This is a genomic window from uncultured Microbacterium sp. (assembly GCF_947489255.1).
GTDB lineage: Bacteria > Actinomycetota > Actinomycetes > Actinomycetales > Microbacteriaceae > Microbacterium > Microbacterium phycohabitans.
On the sequence record NZ_CANLCY010000002.1, the window covers coordinates 332,413 to 354,491 of the forward strand.

Sequence of the window (22,079 nt, forward strand, 5' to 3'; positions counted from 1 at the left end):
TGCGGTCTACTGCGCGTCGCGCTCCTGTACGGCCAGCGCACGCTCGACGCCGGCGAGGTTCTCACCGACGAGACGGCGCAGCGCCGGGGCCGCGTCGGCGTTCTGCGAGAGCCACTGACGGGTCGCGTCGCGCAGGGACTTGTTCGCCAGGGCGGCGGGGTACAGACCCACGATGAGGTACTGCGCGATCTGGTAGCTGCGCGACTCCCAGATCGGCAGCAGCATCGCGAAGTACGGCTCGACGAAGTCGGCGAGCACGTTGACCGTCGCGGGGTTGGTGAACCCGGCGGCGGTCGAGCGCACGATCGTGTTCGGCGCGTCGGTGCGGACGATCAACGAGTCCCACGCCTCCTGCTTGGCCTCGCGCGAGGGCAGTGACGCCTTCGCCATCGCCGCGAATTCGCCGCCCTTGGCGGTGTTGTCGGCCGCGCGGGCCTCCTCGATATCAGCCCCGCTGACGACGCCCGCCGCGGCGAGCGACACCAGCAGCTGCCACGACAGGTCGGTGTCGATCTCGAGACCCTCGAGGGTCGTCGACCCGTCGCGCAGGGCCTTCACCGTCTCGGCGTGGGCCGGAGTGGATGCCGCCGACGCGAACGCCGTGACGAACTGCAGCTGGCTGTCGCTCCCGGCCTCGGCCTGCTGGGCGAGGGCCCACAGTCCGTCGGCGACGCGCTCACGCGCCGCATCCCGCGTGGAAGGGGCGACGTACGAGTTCGCGGCGAGCTGCAGCTGGGCCAGCGTCGTGCGCACGGTGGTCGACTCGGTCTCGGAGCCGATGTTCTGCAGCACGAGGTCGAGGTAATCGGTCGCCGAGGCCTCGGCATCCCGGGTCTGATCCCACGCGGCGCCCCAGACGAGCGAGCGGGCGAGGGGGTCGGAGATGTCCTTGAGGTGGGCGATGGCCGTCGCCAGCGAGCGCTCGTCGAGACGGATCTTCGCGTAGGCGAGGTCGTCGTCGTTGAGCAGCACGAGGTCGGGACGACGGATGCCGCGCAGCTCGGCCACCTCGGTGCGGTCGCCGTCGACGTCGAGCTCGACGTGGTGGACGCGCTCGAGCGCTCCGGCGTCGTTCAGCGAGTAGAAGCCGATGCCGAGGCGGTGCGGGCGGATCGTGGGGTAGTCGCTCGGCGCGGTCTGCACGATCGCGAAGCGCGAGATGGTGCCGTCGGCACCCTCTTCGATGAGCGGGGTGAGCGTGTTCACGCCCGCGGTCTCGAGCCACTTCTTGGCCCAGTCGCCCAGGTCGCGTCCGCTCGTGGTCTCGAGCTCGGTGAGCAGATCGCCGACCTCGGTGTTCGACCACTGGTGCTTCTGGAAGTACGCCGCGACACCGGCGAAGAACTGCTCGATGCCGACCCAGGCGGCCAGCTGCTTGAGGACGGATCCGCCCTTGGCGTAAGTGATGCCGTCGAAGTTGACCTGCACGTCTTCGAGGTCGTTGATCTCGGCGACGACCGGGTGGGTCGAGGGCAGCTGATCCTGGCGGTACGCCCAGGTCTTCTCCATCGCGTTGAAGGTCGTCCACGCGGCTTCCCACTCGGTCGCCTCGGCGGTGGCGATGGTGGAGGCCCACTCGGCGAACGATTCGTTCAGCCACAGGTCGTTCCACCACTTCATGGTCACGAGGTCGCCGAACCACATGTGCGCGAGCTCGTGCAGGATCGTCACGACGCGACGCTCCTTGACGGCATCCGTCACCTTGGAGCGGAAGACGTAGGTCTCGGTGAACGTGACCGCACCCGCGTTCTCCATCGCGCCGGCGTTGAACTCGGGCACGAAGAGCTGGTCGTACTTGGCGAAGGGATAGGGGAAGCCGAACTTCTCCTCGAAGTACGCGAAGCCCTGGCGGGTCTTCTCGAACACGTAGTCGGCGTCGAGGTACTGCCACAGGCTCTTGCGGGCGAAGACGCCGAGCGGGATGACGCGGCCGTCGGCGCTCGTGAGCTCGCTGTAGGTGGCCTCGTAGGGGCCCGCGACGAGGGCCGTGATGTACGACGAGATGCGGGGGGTGGGAGGGAAGTCCCAGCGCGCGGAATCGCCGTCGAGGGCGACGGGCTCGGGGGTGGGGGAGTTGGAGACGACCTTCCAGCGCGCGGGAGCGGTCACCGAGAAGGTGAAGGCGGCCTTGAGGTCGGGCTGCTCGAACACCGTGTACATGCGGCGCGAGTCGGGCACCTCGAACTGCGAGTAGAGGTAGACCTCGCCGTCGACGGGGTCGACGAAGCGGTGCAGGCCCTCGCCGGTGTTGGTGTACTCGCAGTCGGCTTCGACCACGAGCTCGTTCGTGGCGGCGAGGTCGTCGAGCGCGATGCGGGAGTCGACGAACACCGTGGCGGGGTCGAGCGAACGGCCGTTCAGCGTGACGGAGTGCACCGTGCGCGCGATGAGGTCGATGAACGTCGACGCTCCCTCGGTGGCGGCGAAGCGCACGACCGTGCGTGAGGAGAACACCTCGTCTCCGCGGGTGAGGTCGAGCTGCACGTCGTACTCGTGCGTGTCGACGATCGCACGGCGCTCCTGCGCTTCGATGCGGGTGAGGTTTTCTCCTGGCACTGGCGTCTCCCGGGGATGAGGGTGGGATCGTCGCGGATGACGCTCCGGCGCGGGTCACGGCGGACGCCGTCGGCGACGATGGCAACCGTAATAGCCTAGTCGCGAGATATCTCGCGTCCAGGCCCATCGGCGGGGTGGGAGGATGTGTGCGTGAGCACGACCGACACGGACACCAGCCCTGAGACCGTCCTCTACGCGTCGCCTGCCGCGGCGTCCGGACCCAAGTGGGTCGAGACGCCGGTGGCCTACGACGGCATCCTCCTCGCCGGTTTCGGCGGGCCCGAGGGGCAGGACGACGTCATCCCGTTCCTGCGCAACGTGACGCGTGGACGCGGCATCCCCGACGAGCGCCTCGAAGAGGTCGCCCACCACTACCGCCACTTCGGCGGCGTGAGCCCCATCAACCAGCACAACCGCGAGCTCAAGGCGGCCCTCGAGGCGGAGATCGCCAAGCGCGGTCTGGGCCTTCCGGTCTACTGGGGCAATCGCAACTGGTCGCCGTACCTCGAAGAGGCCGTGACCGAGGCGGCCGAGGCCGGCGACACCACGCTGCTGGCCATCGCGACCAGCGCCTACAGCTCGTTCTCGAGCTGCCGTCAGTACCGCGAGGACTACGCGCGGGTGCTCGAGGCGACGGGTCTGGGTGAGACGGTCACCATCGACAAGGTGCGTCAGTTCTTCGATCACCCCGGGTTCGTCTCGACGTTCGTCACGGGCGTCACCGAGGCGGTCTCGTCCTTCGTCGCCGACGGCATCGCGCCCGAGAAGATCCGCGTGCTCTTCTCCACCCACTCCATCCCCACGGCCGACGCGCAGCGTTCCGGTCCGCGCGACGTCGACTTCGGCGAGGGCGGCGCCTACGAGGCCCAGCACAAGGCCGTCGCCGCGTTCGTCATGGCCGAGGTCGCCGCGGCCGTCGCCGACGTGGAATGGGAGCTCGTCTACCAGTCGCGCTCGGGCCCGCCCACGCAGCCGTGGCTCGAGCCCGACGTCAATGACGTCATCGCGGAGCTGCCCGGCCGAGGCGCCGAGGCCGTGGTCATCGTTCCGCTCGGGTTCGTCAGCGACCACATGGAAGTGCTGTGGGACCTCGACACCGAGGCCATGGAGGCCGCCGAAGAGGCCGGCATCCGGGCCGTGCGCACCCCGACGCCCGGTATCGACCCCGCTTACGTGTCGGGTCTCGTCGACCTCGTCGAGGAACGTCTCACCGGCGCGCCGAAGTCCGAGCGGCCGCACCTGACCGATCTCGGTCCCTGGTACGACGTCTGCCGTCCCGGGTGCTGCGAGAACATCCGCGCCGGCTTCAAGCCGGTAGCTGCGGGACTGCGCCCCTGAGCGCCATCGACGCCGCCCGTCTCCTTCCTGGGAGCGGGCGGCGTCGTCGTGTGCGCGCCCGGGCGACCGGGGAGGGTGCGGCGAGGCGTCATCCGCGGGCCCGATGTCGGCGCTGCTCAATAGGATTGGCCCCATGCGCATCCACATCGGCACCGATCACGCCGGTCTCGAGTTCTCCACCCAGATCCAGCACCACCTTGCCGCCCAGGGGCACGAGGTCATCGATCACGGACCGATCGAGTACGACCCGCTCGACGATTACCCGGCGTTCTGCATCCGCGCGGCTCAAGCCGTCGTACGCGATCAGGCTCAGGGCGTCGAGGCCCTCGGTGTCGTGTTCGGCGGCTCCGGCAACGGCGAACAGATCGCGGCGAACAAGGTGCTGGGCGTGCGGGCGGCACTCGTGTGGAACATCTCCACGGCCGAGCTCGCTCGTGAGCACAATGACGCCAACGTCATCTCGATCGGCGCGCGCCAGCACACCTTCGACGAGGCCGCGTCGTTCATCGACCGGTTCATCGCCACGCCGTTCTCGGGCGAGGAGCGCCACGCGCGTCGCATCGGCCAGCTCGCCGCGTTCGAGCAGGACGGCGTGCTGCTGCCCGACCCGCGTGCCGGGCGTTCGGAGAACACGATGACCGACGCCAGCGACTCGTTCGACCCCGAGGCAGGCTGATGCCCGAAGGGCACTCCGTCCATCGGATCGCTCGTCAGTTCGAGCGCAACATCGTCGGACGCACGGTCTCGGCATCCAGTCCCCAGGGTCGCTTCGTCGAGGGCGCTGCCGTCATCGACGGACGAGAAGCGCTCGAGGCGCGGGCGGTCGCGAAGCAGATGTTCCTGCGTTTCGACGGAGACGTCTGGCTGCGCGTGCACCTCGGCATGTACGGGGCCTGGGACTTCGCCGGCGAGGTCTCGGTCGATGCCACCATCGCGTCCGCGAACGGACGCATGGGGCAGACCAATCAGCGCGGCACCGTCGCGGACGAAGAGCCGATCCTGGATGCCGCGGGCGAGAACTCCCTGAGCTCCATCGGCGCTCCGCGACGCGCGCGGGTGCGCATGTCGGAGCAGACGACGGGGCTCGACGAGCAGATCGAGTGGCCCCCGCCGGTCGTGGGTGCGGTGCGGCTGCGCCTGCTCACCGACACCACCTGCGCCGATCTGCGCGGACCGACGGCGTGCGCGCTGCAGTCGCCCGACGAGGTCGCGGCGACGATCGCGAAGTTGGGCCCCGACCCGCTCGTCGATGACGTCGCCGAGGGGGAGGAACGATTCACCGCGGTCGTGCGGAAGAAGCCGACCCCCATCGGCCTGCTGCTCATGGACCAGTCCGTGGTCAGCGGCATCGGCAACGTCTACCGTGCCGAGCTGCTGTTCCGCGCGCGCCAGAACCCGCACACCCCCGGGCGGGAGGTGCCCGAGGAGGTCGTGCGCGACCTGTGGCGCGACTGGGCGCGGCTGCTGCCCATCGGCGTCGAGACCGGTCAGATGATGACGATGGACGACCTCGATCCCGAGGCGTACCGCCGGGCCATGGCGCACCGCGACGACCGGCACTGGGTCTACCACCGGGCGGGACTCCCGTGCCGGGTGTGCGGGACGACGGTGCTCATGGAGGAGGCCGCGGGGCGCAAGCTGTACTGGTGCCCTCGCTGTCAGGCGTGACGGGCTCCTCGGGACGCTGACCCGGCGGCCCGTCCGCGGGTCCCGGTCCCTTCGACAGGCTCAGGGACCTGGGGTGGAGGAGGCTGAGTCTGTCGAAGCTTCCGGGCGGTCGTGGGTCTCTGTGCCTCGGCCGGCTCGGGGCGGAGGAGGCTGAGCCTGTCGAAGCCTCCGGGCGGTCGCGGGTCCCGGTCCCTTCGACGGGCTCAGGGACCTGGGGCGGAGGAGGCTGAGCCTGTCGAAGTCTCCGGCCCCGTCGCGGGTCTCGGTCCCTTCGACGGGCTCAGGGACCTGGGGTGGAGGAGGCTGCGTCCGTCGAAGCCGACCGCAGCGGGCCGCGCGTTCTAGGCTGGTCCGGTGCGCCAGAACCCGAGTTTCGCGATGACCGACATCGGCGAGATCCGCCGTCTCGTCGACCTCAATCCGTGGGTGACCCTCGTCAGTCACACCGACGACGGCCTCGTCGCCTCGCACTACGCCGTCATGCTCGACGACACGCGCGACGACCTCACGATCGTCGGTCACGTGGGAAAGCCCGACGACGTCATCCTCGGCCTCGGCGACCGCGAACTGCTCGTCGTCGTGCAGGGTCCGCACGGTTACATCACCCCGCGCTGGTACGGCGACGTCGCCGCCGTGCCGACCTGGAACTTTGTGTCGGCGCACCTGTCCGGCATCCCGGAACTGCTGTCGCCGGAGGAGAACCTCCGCGTGCTCGATCGGCTCGTCGACCGCTTCGAGGGAGACGGTGCCGATGCGCGGGGGCTGTACACGCTCCCCAACGACGCGGCCTTCGTCGAACGGCTCGAACGCGGCACCGTCGGTTTCCGCCTGACGCCGACGCGCGTGACGGCGAAGCGCAAGCTCAGTCAGAACCGCAGTGCCGAGGTGGTCGACACGATCATCGAGGGACTCGAATCGCACAACCCCGTGCTCGCCGCAGAGATGCAGCGCGCCGCCGACGCGCGGGTGCGCCCGTGATCGGCGAGGACGTCGGTTTCATCCGCGCGGTACGCGTCGCCGGTCCCGGTCGCGAATTGCTGCCCACCGACGAACCGGTCGACCTCGTCCTCGTCGACGGCGTCATCGCCGACATCGCGCCCACGGGCAACCTGCGCCCCACCGGGTTCGTGGTCGAGGGCGAGGGGGGATGGCTCCTCCCGGGCCTGTGGGACCACCACGTGCACGTGCTGCAGTGGGCCCTCGCCGCGGATCGCGTCCCGCTGGGTGAGGTCGCCTCGGCGCACGATGCGGCGGCCGTCATGGCGCTCGCTCCGGTGAGCGACGGGCGGCGCATCGGCTCCGGCTTCCGCGACGGGTTGTGGCCCGACGAGCCGACCCTGGACCTTCTGGATGCCACGACCGGCGAGGTGCCGACGTACCTCATCAACGCCGACGTGCACAGCGTCTGGCTGAACACGGCGGCTTTCCACCGGGAGGGCTTCACCCCCGTGTCATCCGGGATGCTGGTGGAGGAGGACGCCTTCGAGATCTCGCGTCGCCTCAACGCCGTCGCGCCCGACGGCGCCGACGACGCCGTCGAGCGCATGGCGCACGCCGCCGCGGCGCGGGGCCTCGTCGGACTCGTCGACCTCGACATGACCTGGAACGACGAGCCGTGGCAGCGACGTGCCGCTCGCGGTTTCGACGCTCTGCGCGTGTCGTACGGAACGTACCCGCAGCATCTCGACCGGGCGATCGCCGAGGGACTGCGCACGGGAGACCGTGTGCGGGGCGGGCGGAGCGACCTCATCCGGGTCGGGCCGCTCAAGGCCATCACCGACGGCTCCCTGGGCACGCGCACCGCCGCGTGCGCGCACCCGTATCCGGGCGACCCCGGCAACCGCGGTCTGCTGACCGTCGCACCCGACGACCTCGTCGAGATGATGACGCGCGCGACCGCCGCGGGCCTGGAGTGCGCGATCCACGCGATCGGTGACGTCGCGAACAGCCATGCCCTCGACGCCTACGCGGTGACCGGCGCGGTCGGGACGATCGAGCACGCGCAACTCGTCGCCCACGCCGACATCCCGCGCTTCGCCCGCCTGGGCGTCACGGCGAGCGTGCAGCCGGAGCACGCTCTCGACGATCGCGACATGACGGATGCCATCTGGGCCGGGCAGTCGGCGCAGCCCTACCCCCTGCGTGCCCTCGCCGACAGTGGCGCGAACCTGCGGTTCGGCTCGGATGCGCCGGTGGCGCCGCTCGATCCGTGGGCGGCGATGGCGTCCGCGGTGTTCCGCACCCGCGACGGGCGCGAGCCCTGGCAGGCGCACCAGCGGGTGGAGATCGGCACCGCGATCGCGGCCTCCACCGCCGGAGGATCGATGGCTCCGGCCGAGATCGCGCCGGGGGCGGTCGCCGACCTCGTGATCGTCGGCGCCGATCCGCTGAGCGCCGACGAGCGTGCGCTGCGGTCGATGCCGGTGCGGACGACGCTGCTCGCCGGCCGGGTGACCCACGGGCTCTGATCGCCCCTCCCGTGCTCTCTCAGGCGTGCGCGTGCGTTCTCGTCGCCCGGCGGGCGCTGCGGCGACAGGACGTGACCATCCACGGGCGCTCATCACGAGCGGTACGGGGACGACGAAGGGGGCGACGCCGAAGCGCCGCCCCCTTCGTTCCGCTTACGCCGCGAGGTGCGCGAAGAGGAACCAGCGGTCCTTGTCGAGACCGCGCTTGATCTCGATCGCGACGTCCTGGCTCGACATGTCGATCTCGTCGAGACCCTCGATGGCGGCCTCGATGTCGACGAGCACCGCGTCGATGTCGGCGATCACGGCGCGGATGACGACGTCGGACTGCGCGAAACCGGCGGGCACCTCGGTCGCCTTCGCCTTGGCGGCGACGGTCGACAGGCGCGAGTCGATCGGAAGGCCCAGGGCGACGATGCGCTCCGCGGCGAGGTCGGCCCAGTCCTGCGCGTGGGCGACCACCGTGTCGAGGAGCTCGTGCACGCCGATGAAGTTCGAGCCGCGCACGTGCCAGTGCGCCTGCTTGCCGTTGACGACGAGCGCCTCGAGGCCGATCACGACGGGGGAGAGGAACTGGGCCGTGCCGGCGGCCATCGTCGGGTCGACGGTGGTGGCGGCGGGGGTCTGAACGGTGCTCATGTCTGCTCCTTGTCGCAGTGAACGAAGTCTGTTGGATGCAACGCTACTCACGCCCGGACATTCCGCAAGCAAGATGAGGCTCGGCTAAATCCCCGGTGAGGAGGCAATCCTTACCTTCCCTCGGTGGCCCGTCGACGCAGACCGATCCCGCACACCAGCGCGAGCAGGCCCGCTCCCCACAGGCCCACCGGGAGAGGGGCCGCCCCGCCCGTCCGCGGGAGGACGCCGCCCGCCTCCCGCCCCGGCGGGTCCTCGTCGACGACCTGTGTCAGACGAACCGAGGGATAGACGAGCGCTTCGCCCCGGCGCGATGCGTTCGGGGCGTCGGCATCCAACCCCAGCGCGACGTCGACACGGAGCGTCGCCCCGGCGGAGATCGGATCGCTGACCCACTCTCCTCCCGGGGCGACCGGCGCGTCGTCCACGACGAGCCGAAGGTCGTCCGCCATCTCGTGATCCGTCGGGCTCCCGCTCAGCGGGCTCGCGTCGATGCGGATCCCCGCCCGTGCGGGGTCTGTGCTGGCGTTGCGGATCCACAGGACCGAGCCGGCGGACCCACCCGGAACGAGCGGCAGGTCCGAGCGGAACAGCGACACGACGCCGTCGGCGACGAAGGTGTTCCCGTCGACGCTCAGCAGGAGCCGCGCGTCCGCGGTACCGTCCGCGGCCTCGGCGGGAAGGGGAGAGGTGGCGGATGCCGCGATGCCGGTCGAGAGGACGACGATGATGGCGAGGGTCGTTTCGCGGCGCCGCGGCGACCGCTTGGATCGGGCGAGGTCGAGGGCGAGGAGCGCTGCGCCGTATCCGACGATGAGAACCCCCGCCGACGCGATCACCGCTCCGCGGGCCTGCCCACCGAACAGTGCCGCCGGGTATCCCAGATACGGCAGCGCGAGCACGACGGAGCCGCGCAGCTGCTCGCGCTGGACCGGGGGGTCGTCGAGATCGTTCGCATCCCCACGGGTGATGAGCAGGCGATCGCCACCCGTGCTCGACGTCGTCCCCACCACCCGATGGGTGACCACCGCGGGATCGCCGGATCGGATCTGGTAGGTCACCACGTCACCGACGCTCACCTCGTCGATCGACACCGGTCTCACCGCGATGAGGCTCCCCGGAGGCAACCCCGGTTGCATGCTCCCGGTCAGGATCGTGTAGGTCTGCGCGCCGAGCAGCAGGGGAACGACCACGGTGAAGAACGCGAAGGTCGACACCACGACGAGCACCGCGGTGGCCAGCGCACCTCGAGTCCGCCGCCACCCCCGCCGCGCGCCCGACATGGGGGCGTTCGCCCGGTCCCGTCGCAGACCTACCCCGACTGACACTTCAGTCCTCCCGCGAGTCCCGTCAACACGCTGCCGGCCAGCGCGATGTTCTGGCGGGTGCTCGGCGGCGAGCTCCAGTTCTGATTGAGCGCCGTGACCGTGACGTGCACCGATCCCCCCGTGAGGAGATTCCCCAGCACCAACAGCAGATTTCCCAGGGCCGACCCCGTCACGTCGTAGCTGGTTCCCGGTTGGTTCGCCGCGAGCTCCGAGGTCGAGGAATTGACGGTGTTGCCGAGGACGACGCGATATCCCGTGGCCCCGTCCACCGCCTGCCACGAGATACGCGCGGCCGGAGGCGAAGAGGTCGTCGTCTGGCACGTGGCCGCGGGTGCGGTGAGCGATCCGGCGGCGAGGGTGAATGCCGGCGCGGGAACGGACACCTGCCACGCCGCGGCAGCGGGACCCGTGTCGGGGACGACGGCGACGGCGGTGATCGTGAGCGCGGCGACGAGGAGCGCTCCTCGACCACGCCTGGTCACGACATCACCTGGTCGGCCGTCACGGTGATCGCCGGCGCGACCGCCTTGCCCTGTACGTTCTGCGGCGCACTCGTGGCGAGGGTCACCCGCAGGCACAGGTCGACGCTCTGTCCGGGGGACAGGCCGCCAGCGGGCGCGTACCCGGTGGTGGGGCTGATCGGGGTGCCCGATCCGCAGGCGCCGACGTACACCTGCGTCGTGACGTAGGGCGCCAGATCGGCCGAGACGACGGGAGTGGCCGTCAGACGCCAGCGCAGCGTCGTTCCGCCGGCCGCGGTCTCGGTGACCCGTAGCGTGGCCGTATCGCTCGCGCGTCCGGGATACAGCGGGGTCCACGACGTCCACGCGCCGACCCACTCCGTCGACAGGTCGAGGGAACCCGCGGTGAGGGTGCCCGCCGCGAGCGCCGTGCGACTCTGCCAGAGGGCGTGCGCAGTCGACGCTCCGGAGACGACGAGCACGGCGACCGTCAGCGCGGCGGCCCACTGCAGCCGTCGCGAGACGGCGGCGGCTCGCGTGCGCACGGGACGCGCGTCAGCTGGACGCCTGCGTGAGCGTGAAGGCGATGTCGTTGAGGTTGACGCTCTGCGTCGCCCCCGCGCGTCCGGTCGTGCCGGGCTTGAAGGTGACCGTGAGGGTCGCCGTCGCCGCACCGCTGTTGGCGGAGGTCAGCCGGTAGGTGTTGGCGCTGGTGGCGGTGCCGTAGCCGGCGACCGACAGCACGACGTCAAGGTTGCTGCCCAGCGCACCGGACGTGAAGGTGGAGCCCACCTCAGCCTTGAGATCGGCGGCGATCGTGTTGCCCACGAGGGTCACGTCGAGGGGCTGCGTCAGCGTCAGGACATCCCCCGGGACGATCTTCACCGTCGTGAGGTTGGCGACCGGTTGAGCCGTTCCGATCACGCCCTTCAGCGTCCAGCTTCCTGTTCCCAGCGACAGGTTGAGGTCACCGGCGCTGACCGGGCCGGCGGTGAGGGCGGTCTGAGTGGACCAGTAAGCGTACGACCCTCCCCCCACCGAGAGCAGAGCGGCCCCGACGGTGATGAGCGCGATCGCGGTCGCGCGTCGATGGCGACGGACGGGGCGTGCGGCGCGGGCGGCGGGGGTGGGGGATGCTGTTTCGAGTGACATGACGACTCCTGGGGCCACGGCGACGGGGTTGCGACCGAAGCTAGAGCGGAGCGCGTCGCGAGCCGCTACCGATTCGCCGACCGGGGCTACGGCTGTCTCCTCGGCCCAGTAGTCGCCAGTAGTACGCCCGTGCGGTTAACCTCGGCGCATGACGATCGCACCCGACGCCTCCCTGCTCGCCCTCGACGGCGCCGTGCCCTCCGTGCACGACACCGCGTTCGTGGCATCCGGGGCCCGTATCGTCGGCGACGTCCGGCTCGGGCAGGGCGCGAGCGTCTGGTACAACGCCGTGCTGCGCGGAGACAGCGCGTCGATCGTTGTGGGGGCGCGCAGCAACCTGCAGGACAACGTCTCGGTGCACGTCGACGCCGGGCACGGCGTCGTGATCGGTGCCGACGTCTCGGTGGGGCACAACGCCGTCGTGCACGGCTGCGAGATCGGCGACGGCTCGCTCATCGGCATGGGAAGCGTCGTGCTCTCGGGGGCGCGGATCGGGGCGGGATGTCTGATCGCCGGGGGAGCGGTGGTGCTCGAGGGGACGGTGGTGCCCGACGGCTCGCTCGTGGCGGGAGTGCCCGCGAAGGTGCGCCGAGCGCTTACCGACGACGAACGCGCGGGGATCCTCCGCAACGCCCAGACCTATCTGCGGCACACGGCGCGTCATGCCGACGCGCGGCGCGTGTGAGGGCGGCCGCGGACGCTCTCCTCCGACGGACGCCCCGCGCAGCGCCGCGCCCTGACGCCATCGTTCCGCAGCGCTGAAGGCCGCGAACGGGTTGCCGGGGCTGAGCAGCTCGGGCGAGTTGAGCGCTCAGCCCGCGAACTCGAGGGCGCCACCCGCGAATGACACGCCCGTGGGCAGCTGAGAGTCGGATTCCGGGGCCTTCACAGGGAAGTCGAGTTCGAACGGGCCGACGGCATCGCCAGCACCCGTGTACGACACGGAGTAACGGCCGGGAAGCAGCGAGGTGTAGCTTGCCGCCGTCCCCACCTCGATCTCGAGCGCGTCGGACACGGTGACCCGACCGTCGCCGGCGGCCGACCGCAGGATCGTCGGCGTGCCCGACCATCCCTCGATGAGCGATCGGTCTCCGCTCGCCATGACGAGATCCAGCTCTCGGTCGTCCGAGCCCAGCCGGTAGCCGACCTGGACGTAGACGGTGCCCTGGCTTTCCGTCGCGACCGCGATGCGCGCGTCCTGAGGACGCTCTAGGGCCGACGAATAGAAGTCGTCCGTCAACGCGTCGGCGGGGAAGCTGGACCTGTCGGCGAGATACGTCGACGCCTGCTGCGCGTCGCCGTTCTGGAGAGCGTCCATGAAGGCTTCGACGGTCTTGCGTTCGGCGGAGAACTCGCCGCCGGCATCAGTTCCCCCGCTGCACGCGGCGAGACCGACGCTCAGCGAGACGGTCGCCGCCCCCGCCATCGTTCGCCACACCGCACGCCGTCTCGGATTCTGAATTTTCGGCCTCATTTCCGCTGCACGGAGGCAGTGCGCCCCCCAGCAACGTAGCAAGCGCGCAGATGATCGTCGAAGAGGCGCGGGATAGGTCCCATCGCAGGCGCGGCCGAGCATCGCCATGCGCTCGACAGACGAAGCCGAAGGCGCAACGTCTCCGCTGGTCGTCACGGGGCACAGGAAACACCCAGGAAGCCACGTCGCGCGCTAATGTCCGATGCGTACTGCATCAACAGCAGTGTTCTGGAGGATCCATGTCCGTCGAATACAACCGCCCCGCGTCCGGCCCCGTTCCCGGTCGCACCCTGGGCATCGTCGCGCTCGTCGTGGCGATCTTCTTCAATGTCATCGGCCTGATCCTGGGCATCGTCGCACTCGTGCAGAGCCGCAAGGCGGGGCACAAGAACGGTTTCGCCGTCGCGGCGATCATCGTCGGCGCCGTGCTCACGGTCATCGGCATCATCGTGGCGATCGTCGTGGTCTCGGCCATCGGCTTCGGCGCCGCGGCATACCAGGCGTGCGAGGTCGCCGGGTTCACCGGCACCGTCGTCGTGAACGGCAACGAGGTCGCCTGCAACACGCTCGGCGGCTGATCACCGCCGGAACATGAATGGCCCACCCCCGAGGGGGCGGGCCATTCATCGTGGAGGGGCTGACGAGAATCGAACTCGCATCATCTGTTTGGAAGACAGAGGCTTTACCACTAAGCTACAGCCCCGAATTACGCCGCTCGGATCGAGCCGCGAAGTCGGACTCGTCTACTGTACGACACGGCGCAGGCGGTCGCGAACGCACCGCGCGTCGCGGGCGCGGGTCGGCGGCCGATTTCACCCCGCACCGCGAGAAAACCGGTGCTCCCAGGCCGATCGACTAGACTTTCCGAGGTCGTTTCGTCGAACGCGTTCGCGCGCGTCGCCCCGGGGCGTAGCTCAGCTTGGTAGAGCGCCCGCTTTGGGAGCGGGAGGCCGCAGGTTCAAATCCTGTCGCCCCGACGCAACGGCCCCACAGACCACAGGCCCACACGGCCCCCGCGTGCGCGCGGGCCACACGAGGAGAACACACCGCATGGTCAACAGCACCGTCGAGCAGCTCAGCCCCACCCGGGTCAAGCTCCACATCACGGTCTCGCCCGACGAGCTCAAGCCGAGCATCGCCCACGCCTACGAGCACATCGCCCGCGACGTGCAGATCCCCGGCTTCCGCAAGGGCAAGGTCCCCGCTCCCATCATCGACCAGCGCATGGGACGCGGCGCGGTCATCGAGCACGCCGTCAACGAGGGTCTCGACGGGTTCTACCGTCAGGCCGTCGAGGCGCAGGACCTCCGCGTCATCGGCCGTCCGAGCGCCGAGATCGTCGAGCTGCCCGAGCTCAAGGACTTCTCCGGCGACCTCGTCGTCGATGTCGAGGTCGACGTGCGCCCCGAGTTCGAGCTGCCCGCCTACGACACCATCACGGTGACGGTCGACGCCGCCGAGGCCGATGAGGCCGGCATCGACGCCGAGCTCGACCGCCTGCGCGCCCGCTTCGGCACGCTCGTCACGGTCGATCGTCCGGCCGCCACCGGCGACTTCGTCGAGCTCGACCTCGTCGCCACGATCGACGGCAACGAGATCGACCGCGCCGAGGGCGTGTCGTACGAGATCGGCTCCGGCGAGCTGCTCGAGGGCATCGACGAGGCGATCGAGTCCCTCACCGCCGACGAGCAGACCACCTTCCGTTCGAAGCTCGTCGGTGGCGAGCACGCCGGCGAAGAGGCCGAGGTGGCCGTCACGATCAAGGCCGTCAAGGAGCGCGAGCTCCCCGACGCCGACGACGACTTCGCCCAGATGGCATCCGAGTTCGACACCATCGCCGAGCTCCGCGAGTCGCTCAGCGAGCGCGTGTCGCAGCAGGCCGTGTTCACGCAGGGCTCGGCCGCGCGCGACAAGTTCATCGACGCCCTCCTGGAGGCCGTCGAGATCCCCGTGCCCCCGCAGCTCATCGAAGACGAGGTGCACAACCACCTCGAGGGTGAGAACCGCCTCGAGGACGACGAGCACCGCGCCGAGGTCACCGAGGCGAGCGAGAAGCAGTTCCGCACGCAGATGGTGCTCGACAAGATCGCCGAAGACGCCAACGTCCAGGTGTCGCAGGACGAGCTGACGCAGTACCTCATCCAGTCGGCCGCGCAGTACAACATGGCGCCGCAGGACTTCGTGAACGCCCTGCAGCAGGGCAACCAGCTGCCGGCGCTCGTCGGTGAGGTCGCCCGCAACAAGGCGCTCGCGATCGCTCTCGGCAAGGTCACCGTCGTCGACACCGACGGCAAGCCCGTCGACCTGACCGGTTTCGTCGCCGTCGAGGGTGAAGAGCCCGCCGAGGGCGACGAGGACGAGGCCGTCGAGACCGACGAGGCCCCCGCAGCGGAAGAGGCCCCCGCGAAGGCTCCCGCCAAGAAGCGCGCCCCCGCCAAGAAGAAGGTCGCTGCCGACGAGGCTCCCGCCGAGGAGACTCCCGCTGACGAGGCCCCCGCCAAGGCTCCCGCCAAGAAGCGCGCCCCGGCCAAGAAGAAGGCCGACGCCGCCGACAGCGAGTAAGTCGAGACGAAGGGGGCGGATGCCACGGCATCCGCCCCCTTTCTCGTACCCGGATGCCGAGGGTGTCCGAGACACGCCGTACCGGTGACGCGCGTCGCGGCGTGTCATGGACACCCGCCAGGGGCGGACGGCTCGATGCCGCACGACGAGAGAGGGATGGATGCGTGAGTGACTGGCAGAGCAGAGTGGATGCCGTGTGGGCCGATGAGGCGCTCAGCCCGGATCAGGTGATCGGGCGGATCGACGAGCTCGCCGCCGAGCGGGACCCCGATGACGCCGTGGCGCTCTTCGAGCGCGCCGGAGCGCGAGACTCGGCCGGGATCGAGGACGAGGCCGAGACGCTGTACCGTCGGGCGCTGGCGATCGGCCTCGACGACGACCGGCGAACGCAGGCCACGATCCAGCTGGCCAGCACGATCCGCAACCTCGGCAAGACCGAGGAGGCTCTCGCGATGCTCCGCGCCGAGTACGAGCGCGAGCCCCGCGGAGCGCTGCACGACGCGGCCGCCGCCTTCTACTCCCTGGCTCTCGTGTCGAGCGGGGAGCCGGAGCGCGCGGCATCCGTCGCTCTTCAGGCGCTCGCGCCGCACCTGCCGCGCTATACCCGTTCCGTGACCGGATACGCGCGAGAAATCGCCGAGAACCCCCGCTGATCCGCCCGCGGCGAACACGGCATCCTGCCCCGGAGCCCGCCGGTAGATTCGTTGCAGATCACCGGAAGAGGAGCACACATGCCCGAACCCCTTATGGCAACGAGCGTCTTCGACAGGCTGCTGAAGGACCGCATCATCTGGCTCGGTTCGGAGGTGCGTGACGAGAACGCGAACGAGATCTGCGCCAAGATCCTGCTGCTCGCGGCAGAAGACCCGCAGAAGGACATCTACCTCTACATCAACTCGCCCGGCGGCTCGATCACGGCCGGTATGGCGATCTACGACACGATGCAGTTCGTGCCGAACGACATCGTCACCGTCGGCATCGGCATGGCGGCGTCGATGGGCCAGCTGCTGCTGACCAGCGGTACCAAGGGCAAGCGCTACATCACGCCGAACGCGCGCGTGCTGCTGCACCAGCCCCACGGCGGCTTCGGCGGCACCTCGAGCGACATCCAGACGCAGGCGCAGCTCATCCTCGACATGAAGCGCCGCCTGGCCGAGATCACCGCGAATCAGACCGGCAAGAGCGTCGAGCAGATCAACGCCGACGGCGACCGGGACCGCTGGTTCACGGCGCAGGAGGCCCTCGAGTACGGCTTCGTCGACCACATGCGCGAGCACGCCACCGACGTCACCGGCGGCGGCGGAACCGCGGCCTGAGGCGAGAGGAAAAGGACACCGACATGAACATCCCCACCTTCGGCGGCGCCGCAGCGCACATGCCCTCGAGCCGCTACGTCCTGCCCCAGTTCGAGGAGCGCACGGCCTACGGCTACAAGCGCCAGGACCCCTACAACAAGCTGTTCGAGGACCGCGTCATCTTCCTGGGCGTCCAGGTCGACGACGCCTCGGCCGACGACGTCATGGCGCAGCTCCTCGTGCTCGAGTCGCAGGACCCCGACCGCGACATCATCATGTACATCAATTCGCCCGGTGGCTCGTTCACGGCCATGACGGCGATTTACGACACGATGCAGTACGTCTCGCCGCAGATCCAGACGGTCGTGCTCGGACAGGCCGCCTCCGCGGCATCCGTGCTCCTGGCCGCCGGTGCCCCCGGCAAGCGTCTCGCCCTGCCGAACGCCCGCATCCTGATCCACCAGCCCGCGATGGGCGAGGCCGGTCACGGGCAGGCGTCCGACATCGAGATCCAGGCGCAGGAGATCCTCCGCATGCGCACCTGGCTCGAAGAGACCATGGCCCGTCACACCGGTCAGGACGTCGCCAAGGTCAACAAGGACATCGACCGCGACAAGATCCTCTCGGCGCACGAGGCGATGGAGTACGGCATCGTCGACCAGGTCCTCACGACCCGCAAGCGTCAGCCCGCGGCCCTCACGGCCTGACCCTCGCGTCACGAAGCCCCGCAGACCCGTTTCGGTATGCGGGGCTTCGTCGTGTGCGGCGCGCCATCGCGTGAGTCGCCAGAAATGGCCGCTTCGGGCGACGCCCAGGCGACAAAAGTCGGCGAGTGACGCGGGGGAGACCGGATGCCACGTGTCCGCCGTCGGCGATCACGACACCGCCGGAAGCGCAAATGCCCTCGGATGTCGCGGGCTCGGGTTAGGCTCGGGTACACACCGGCGGGGGCCGGGTGACGGGAGGAACCGGGATGGCACGCATCGGTGAGAGCGCCGACCTGTTCAAGTGCTCCTTCTGCGGCAAGAGCCAGAAGCAGGTGCAACAGCTGATCGCCGGTCCGGGCGTCTACATCTGCGACGAGTGCGTCGAGCTCTGCAACGAGATCATCGAAGAGCGCATGGCCGAGTCCTCGGCCGGCGAGGTCGCCGAGTTCGATCTGCCCAAGCCCCGCGAGATCTTCTCCTTCCTCGAGGAGTACGTCGTCGGTCAGGAGCCCGCGAAGCGCGCTCTGGCGGTCGCCGTCTACAACCATTACAAGCGCGTCCGCGCGCACGGCACGCTCCAGCCCGCCGAAGCGCGCGCCGAAGAGATCGACATCGCCAAGAGCAACATCCTGCTGCTCGGGCCCACGGGCTGCGGCAAGACCTACCTCGCCCAGACGCTCGCGAAGCGCCTGAACGTCCCGTTCGCGGTCGCGGATGCCACGGCCCTCACCGAGGCCGGCTATGTCGGTGAAGACGTCGAGAACATCCTGCTCAAGCTCCTCCAGGCCGCCGACTTCGACGTCAAGCGCGCCGAGCAGGGCATCATCTACATCGACGAGGTCGACAAGATCGCTCGGAAGGCCGAGAACCCCTCGATCACCCGCGACGTGTCGGGCGAGGGCGTGCAGCAGGCGCTGCTGAAGATCCTCGAGGGCACGGTCGCGTCGGTTCCGCCGCAGGGCGGCCGCAAGCACCCGCACCAGGAATTCATCCAGATCGACACGACGAACGTGCTGTTCATCGTGGCGGGAGCCTTCGCCGGACTCGAGGAGATCATCTCGGCCCGCGTGGGCAAGCACGGCGTCGGCTTCGGCGCTCCGCTGCACCGCAAGGAAGACGCGCCCGACCTCTTCAGCGAGGCGCTGCCCGAAGATCTGCACAAGTTCGGCCTGATCCCCGAGTTCATCGGTCGTTTGCCCGTGGTGGCATCCGTCTCGCCCCTCGACCAGGACGCGCTGATGGAGATCCTCACCGCGCCGCGCAACGCTCTGGTCAAGCAGTACCAGCGCATGTTCGAGCTCGACGGTGTCCAGCTCGAGTTCGACGAAGACGCTCTGCGGGCGATCGCCGACCTCGCCGTCGCCCGCAAGACCGGTGCTCGCGGATTGCGCGCGATCCTCGAGGACGTCCTCGGTCCGATCATGTTCGAGGTGCCCTCGGCCGACGACATCGCGAAGGTCGTCATCACGCGCGCGTCCGTCGAAGACGGAGCGCAGCCGACGATCGTGCTCGCGCAGAAGCGCCGCAGCGCCTGAGGCGGCGTCGCGGGGCGTCCTGCGCGGCGAGCCATGTCACGGGCGGCAGGATGGGGAGATGCTCCCCGAACTCCAGCTTCCCGCCGTGGTGTCAACGCGCGTCGGCGCCGTCGGCGTGCGTCGCGCCACGGCGTCCGACCTGCCCGCCCTCATGGCACTGCTCTCGGACGACCCGATCAGCGCCGCCCGCGGCGACCGCGGCGATGACGGCGACACCGAGGTCTATGCAGACGCCCTGCGAAGCGTCCTCGACGCCCCGTTGAACGAGCTGCTCGTCGTGGATGACGCCGACGGCGCCGTCGTGGGGACGCTCCAGCTGACCGTCATCCCCGGTATGGCGCGCCGGGGCGCGACGCGCCTGCTCGTCGAGGCGGTGCGCGTGTCGTCGACCGTGCGTTCCGGCGGCATCGGAAGCGCCGTGATGCGCTGGGTCATGCACGAGGCCGCCCCGGCAATGGGGGCGGCCCTCGTGCAACTCACCTCCGACGCCGCTCGCGTCGACGCCCACCGGTTCTACACCCGGCTCGGCTTCGCCGACTCTCACATCGGCTTCAAGTACTCCGTCGGGAGCTGACCCCGCCCTGGGGCCCCGGGCCGCGAGAGCGCCTCAGCCGGCGAGACCGCGACGTTCCAGCAGCGGCTGGATCTCGGCATCCCGACCTCGGAAGTCGCGATACGCGGCGAGAGGATCGCCGGAACCACCGACGCCCAGCAGCCGCTGGCGGAAGCGATCGCCGTTCTCGCGCGTGAGTCCGCCGTTCTCGCGGAACCACTCCACGGTGTCGGCGTCGAGCACCTCGCTCCAGATGTAGGAGTAGTACCCGGCGCTGTAGCCGCCCGAGAACACGTGCGCGAAGTACGTCGAGGCGTAACGCGTGGGAACCGCCGGGTTGTCGAGCCCGATGTCGGCAAGGGCCCGCGCCTCGAACTCCGCCACGTCGATGTCGGCCGAGGCCTCATCGACCGAGAGTCCGTGCCATGCCTGGTCGATCCAGGATGCCGCGAGGTACTCGCTCGTGGCGAAGCCCTGGTTGAAGGCCTCCGAGGCGTGCAGGCGCTCGACGACGTCGGCGGGGAGAGGCTCGCCGGTGTCGATGTGACGGGCGTAGTTCGACAGGATCTCCGGCCACAGGATCCACATCTCGTTCACCTGGCTGGGGAACTCGACGAAGTCGCGGTAGACGGCCGTGCCGGCGAAGTGGGGGTAGGTGACGGTGGCGAAGAGGCCGTGCAGGGCGTGGCCGAACTCGTGGAAGAGGGTGGTGACCTCATCCAGCGTCAGCAGCGTCGGGGTGCCGGGGGCGGGCTTGTTCACGTTGAGGTTGTTGACGACGACCGGGGCCGTGCCGCGGATGGCCGACTGCGTCACGATCGAGTTCATCCACGCGCCGCCGCGCTTGGTGTCACGGGTGTAGAGGTCGAGCAGGAACAGTCCGAGCTCGGTGCCGTCGGCGTTGTGCACCTCGAAGACGCGCACGTCGGGGTGGTGGCCCTGCAGATCGTGCCGCTCCGATACGCGGATGCCGTAGAGCTGCTCCGCCGCGAAGAACACGCCGTCGCGCAGCACGCGCTCGGCCTCGAACCACGGGCGCAGCGCCGCACGGTCGAGGTCGTAGCGCTCCGCACGCACCTTCTCGGTGTAGAAAGCCCAATCGTGGGCCTCGATCCGGATGCCGTCGGCGTCCGCGATCCGCTGCAGCGCTTCCTGCTCGGAGCGGGCGTTGGCGGCAGCAGGGGCGGCGAGCCGGCGGAGGAGGTCGCGGGCGGCATCCGGGGATCCCGCTGTCTGGTCGGCGAGGACGGCAGCGGCGTGGGAGGGGTAGCCGAGCAGAGCGGCGCGCTCGGCGCGCAGGCGGACGATGTCGCGGAGTACCGGGCGGTTGTCGTGGGCGTTGCCGCGGATCGCGCGGGAGCGCGAGGCCTCGAGCAGGCGGCGGCGACTCTCGCGGTTCGTCAGCGAGGCGAGCAGCGGGTGACCGGTGTACAGGGTGAGGGTGACGACGTAGCGGCCGTCCAGTCCGCGGCTCGTCGCGGCCTGAGCGGCGGCCGACAGCTCGCCCTCGCTGAGACCGTCGAGCTCGGCTGCGGTGTCGAAGACCACGGCGAGGTCGTTGGTGTCGGCGAGGAGGTTCTTCTCGAAGGTGTTGGTGAGCACCGAGAGCTCCTGATTGAGCCCGGTCAGGCGCTGCTTCTCGGAGTCGTCGAGTGCGGCCCCGGCGAGCGACATCTCGCGGTGGTGACGTTCGACGAGGTAGCGCGACTCGGCGTCGAGGTCGAGCTCGTCGAGCTGGGCGTGCACGGCGGCGACGCGGGCGAAGAGCGCCGTATCGAGCTGGATGGCGTCGCGGTGGGCCGACATCAGCGGTGCGAGTTCTTCTTCGATGGCCTGGATCTCCGGGGTGCCGTCGGCACCGGTGACCGTGTAGAACGTGCGGCTCACACGACCGAGCACCTCGCCGCTGCGTTCGAGCGCGATCAGCGTGTTCTCGAACGTGGGCGCGTCGGTCTGCGCGGTGATCGCGTCGATCTCGGCGCGCTGGGCGGCGAAGCCGGCGTGGAACGCGGGCAGATAGTGCTCCGCGCGGATGCTGCCGTACGGGGGCAGGTCGTAGGGGAGGGAGGGCGGCGCGAGGAGGGGATTGGGGGAATCCGTCATCGGTCCAGCCTAGGCCGAGGTCCGGCCCCGGTCGCGGCACAGCGTGAGCCCGTCCCGGTGGCTTCGACAGGCTCAGCCACCTCGCCGGCGGAGGTCCCTGAGCGTGTCGAAGGGACCGGAACCTGCGCGTCTGGTGGCGTCGACAGGCTCAGCCACCTCCCCGGCGGAGGTCCCTGAGCGTGTCGAAGGGACCGGGGCACCTCGACGCCGAACGGGAGAGCCCGCCGACCGCCCGAAGGCGGC

General features: G+C 69.8%; 21 protein-coding genes and 2 tRNA genes. 14 read left to right on the plus strand and 9 right to left on the minus strand.

Annotated elements, in window-relative coordinates; genetic code table 11:
* Nucleotides 1-6 precede the first annotated feature (6 nt).
* Nucleotides 7-2,556 carry an aminopeptidase N gene (gene pepN / locus Q0818_RS05540; protein WP_298872451.1) on the minus strand — a complete coding sequence of 850 codons (2,550 nt, stop codon included), beginning with the start codon at nucleotides 2,554-2,556 and terminating at the stop codon, nucleotides 7-9.
* Between the two features lie 150 nt (nucleotides 2,557-2,706).
* On the opposite strand from pepN, the gene Q0818_RS05545 reads away from it, so the two are divergent.
* The 5 genes from Q0818_RS05545 (at nucleotide 2,707) to Q0818_RS05565 (ending at nucleotide 8,030) form a co-directional block, all read left to right on the plus strand.
* Nucleotides 2,707-3,894 carry a ferrochelatase gene (locus Q0818_RS05545; RefSeq protein ID WP_298872454.1) on the plus strand — a complete coding sequence of 396 codons (1,188 nt, stop codon included), beginning with the start codon at nucleotides 2,707-2,709 and terminating at the stop codon, nucleotides 3,892-3,894.
* A gap of 133 nt (nucleotides 3,895-4,027) precedes the next feature.
* Nucleotides 4,028-4,570: a ribose-5-phosphate isomerase gene (locus Q0818_RS05550; protein ID WP_298872457.1), complete on the plus strand. Its 543-nt coding sequence runs from the start codon at nucleotides 4,028-4,030 to the stop codon at nucleotides 4,568-4,570.
* A complete protein-coding gene (locus Q0818_RS05555) occupies nucleotides 4,570-5,562 on the plus strand; it encodes a DNA-formamidopyrimidine glycosylase family protein (protein ID WP_298872459.1) in 993 nt (330 codons plus the stop codon). The genes Q0818_RS05550 and Q0818_RS05555 overlap by 1 nt, the downstream gene beginning before the upstream one ends.
* A gap of 354 nt (nucleotides 5,563-5,916) precedes the next feature.
* Complete coding sequence (locus Q0818_RS05560) at nucleotides 5,917-6,540, plus strand: FMN-binding negative transcriptional regulator (protein WP_298872462.1); 624 nt, start codon at nucleotides 5,917-5,919, stop codon at nucleotides 6,538-6,540.
* Entirely contained in the window at nucleotides 6,537-8,030 is a 1,494-nt protein-coding gene (locus Q0818_RS05565; protein ID WP_298872465.1) for an amidohydrolase family protein, read from the plus strand. Before Q0818_RS05560 ends, Q0818_RS05565 begins: the two co-directional genes overlap by 4 nt.
* 153 nt (nucleotides 8,031-8,183) lie before the next feature.
* Here the strand turns inward: Q0818_RS05565 and Q0818_RS05570 are convergent, their stop codons facing one another.
* The 5 genes from Q0818_RS05570 to Q0818_RS05590 all read right to left on the minus strand — a co-directional run bounded on the left by Q0818_RS05570 (nucleotide 8,184) and on the right by Q0818_RS05590 (nucleotide 11,607).
* Nucleotides 8,184-8,669 (minus strand): DNA starvation/stationary phase protection protein, encoded by a 486-nt coding sequence (locus Q0818_RS05570; RefSeq protein ID WP_076675873.1) that lies wholly within the window; start codon nucleotides 8,667-8,669, stop codon nucleotides 8,184-8,186.
* A gap of 110 nt (nucleotides 8,670-8,779) precedes the next feature.
* A complete protein-coding gene (locus tag Q0818_RS05575; protein ID WP_298872471.1) occupies nucleotides 8,780-9,949 on the minus strand; it encodes a signal peptidase I in 1,170 nt (389 codons plus the stop codon).
* 29 nt (nucleotides 9,950-9,978) lie between these two features.
* Entirely contained in the window at nucleotides 9,979-10,476 is a 498-nt protein-coding gene (locus Q0818_RS05580) for a hypothetical protein (RefSeq protein ID WP_298872474.1), read from the minus strand.
* A complete protein-coding gene (locus tag Q0818_RS05585) occupies nucleotides 10,473-11,000 on the minus strand; it encodes a hypothetical protein (RefSeq protein ID WP_298872476.1) in 528 nt (175 codons plus the stop codon). Before Q0818_RS05585 ends, Q0818_RS05580 begins: the two co-directional genes overlap by 4 nt.
* A gap of 10 nt (nucleotides 11,001-11,010) precedes the next feature.
* Nucleotides 11,011-11,607: an alternate-type signal peptide domain-containing protein gene (locus Q0818_RS05590; RefSeq protein ID WP_298872479.1), complete on the minus strand. Its 597-nt coding sequence runs from the start codon at nucleotides 11,605-11,607 to the stop codon at nucleotides 11,011-11,013.
* Between the two features lie 148 nt (nucleotides 11,608-11,755).
* On the opposite strand from Q0818_RS05590, the gene Q0818_RS05595 reads away from it, so the two are divergent.
* Nucleotides 11,756-12,292, plus strand: a complete 537-nt coding sequence (locus tag Q0818_RS05595; protein WP_298872481.1) for a gamma carbonic anhydrase family protein — start codon at nucleotides 11,756-11,758, stop codon at nucleotides 12,290-12,292.
* Between the two features lie 126 nt (nucleotides 12,293-12,418).
* Here the strand turns inward: Q0818_RS05595 and Q0818_RS05600 are convergent, their stop codons facing one another.
* Complete coding sequence (locus tag Q0818_RS05600; protein WP_298872483.1) at nucleotides 12,419-13,045, minus strand: hypothetical protein; 627 nt, start codon at nucleotides 13,043-13,045, stop codon at nucleotides 12,419-12,421.
* A gap of 275 nt (nucleotides 13,046-13,320) precedes the next feature.
* On the opposite strand from Q0818_RS05600, the gene Q0818_RS05605 reads away from it, so the two are divergent.
* Entirely contained in the window at nucleotides 13,321-13,659 is a 339-nt protein-coding gene (locus tag Q0818_RS05605) for a DUF4190 domain-containing protein (RefSeq protein WP_298872485.1), read from the plus strand.
* 51 nt (nucleotides 13,660-13,710) lie between these two features.
* Here Q0818_RS05605 and Q0818_RS05610 read toward each other — a convergent pair.
* Nucleotides 13,711-13,784: transfer RNA gene (locus tag Q0818_RS05610), tRNA-Gly, on the minus strand.
* 200 nt (nucleotides 13,785-13,984) lie between these two features.
* Between Q0818_RS05610 and Q0818_RS05615 the strand changes: the two genes are divergently transcribed.
* From Q0818_RS05615 to Q0818_RS05645, 7 genes are all read left to right on the plus strand, one after another.
* Nucleotides 13,985-14,058, plus strand: a tRNA-Pro gene (locus Q0818_RS05615).
* A 73-nt stretch (nucleotides 14,059-14,131) separates the two neighbouring features.
* A complete protein-coding gene (tig, locus tag Q0818_RS05620; RefSeq protein ID WP_298872487.1) occupies nucleotides 14,132-15,643 on the plus strand; it encodes a trigger factor in 1,512 nt (503 codons plus the stop codon).
* A gap of 164 nt (nucleotides 15,644-15,807) precedes the next feature.
* The gene (locus Q0818_RS05625) at nucleotides 15,808-16,296 is read left to right on the plus strand and encodes a tetratricopeptide repeat protein (RefSeq protein WP_298872489.1); all 489 of its coding nucleotides are present in this window, start codon (nucleotides 15,808-15,810) and stop codon (nucleotides 16,294-16,296) included.
* A 78-nt stretch (nucleotides 16,297-16,374) separates the two neighbouring features.
* Complete coding sequence (locus tag Q0818_RS05630; RefSeq protein ID WP_058231493.1) at nucleotides 16,375-16,959, plus strand: ATP-dependent Clp protease proteolytic subunit; 585 nt, start codon at nucleotides 16,375-16,377, stop codon at nucleotides 16,957-16,959.
* Between the two features lie 23 nt (nucleotides 16,960-16,982).
* Nucleotides 16,983-17,645 (plus strand): ATP-dependent Clp protease proteolytic subunit, encoded by a 663-nt coding sequence (locus Q0818_RS05635; RefSeq protein ID WP_108320609.1) that lies wholly within the window; start codon nucleotides 16,983-16,985, stop codon nucleotides 17,643-17,645.
* Nucleotides 17,646-17,911: 266 nt separating this feature from the next.
* Nucleotides 17,912-19,180: an ATP-dependent Clp protease ATP-binding subunit ClpX gene (gene clpX / locus Q0818_RS05640; RefSeq protein ID WP_298872494.1), complete on the plus strand. Its 1,269-nt coding sequence runs from the start codon at nucleotides 17,912-17,914 to the stop codon at nucleotides 19,178-19,180.
* A 58-nt stretch (nucleotides 19,181-19,238) separates the two neighbouring features.
* The gene (locus Q0818_RS05645) at nucleotides 19,239-19,754 is read left to right on the plus strand and encodes a GNAT family N-acetyltransferase (RefSeq protein ID WP_298872497.1); all 516 of its coding nucleotides are present in this window, start codon (nucleotides 19,239-19,241) and stop codon (nucleotides 19,752-19,754) included.
* A 33-nt stretch (nucleotides 19,755-19,787) separates the two neighbouring features.
* Here Q0818_RS05645 and Q0818_RS05650 read toward each other — a convergent pair whose 3' ends face one another.
* A complete protein-coding gene (locus Q0818_RS05650) occupies nucleotides 19,788-21,836 on the minus strand; it encodes a M3 family metallopeptidase (protein ID WP_298872499.1) in 2,049 nt (682 codons plus the stop codon).
* Between the last annotated feature and the right edge of the window lie 243 nt (nucleotides 21,837-22,079).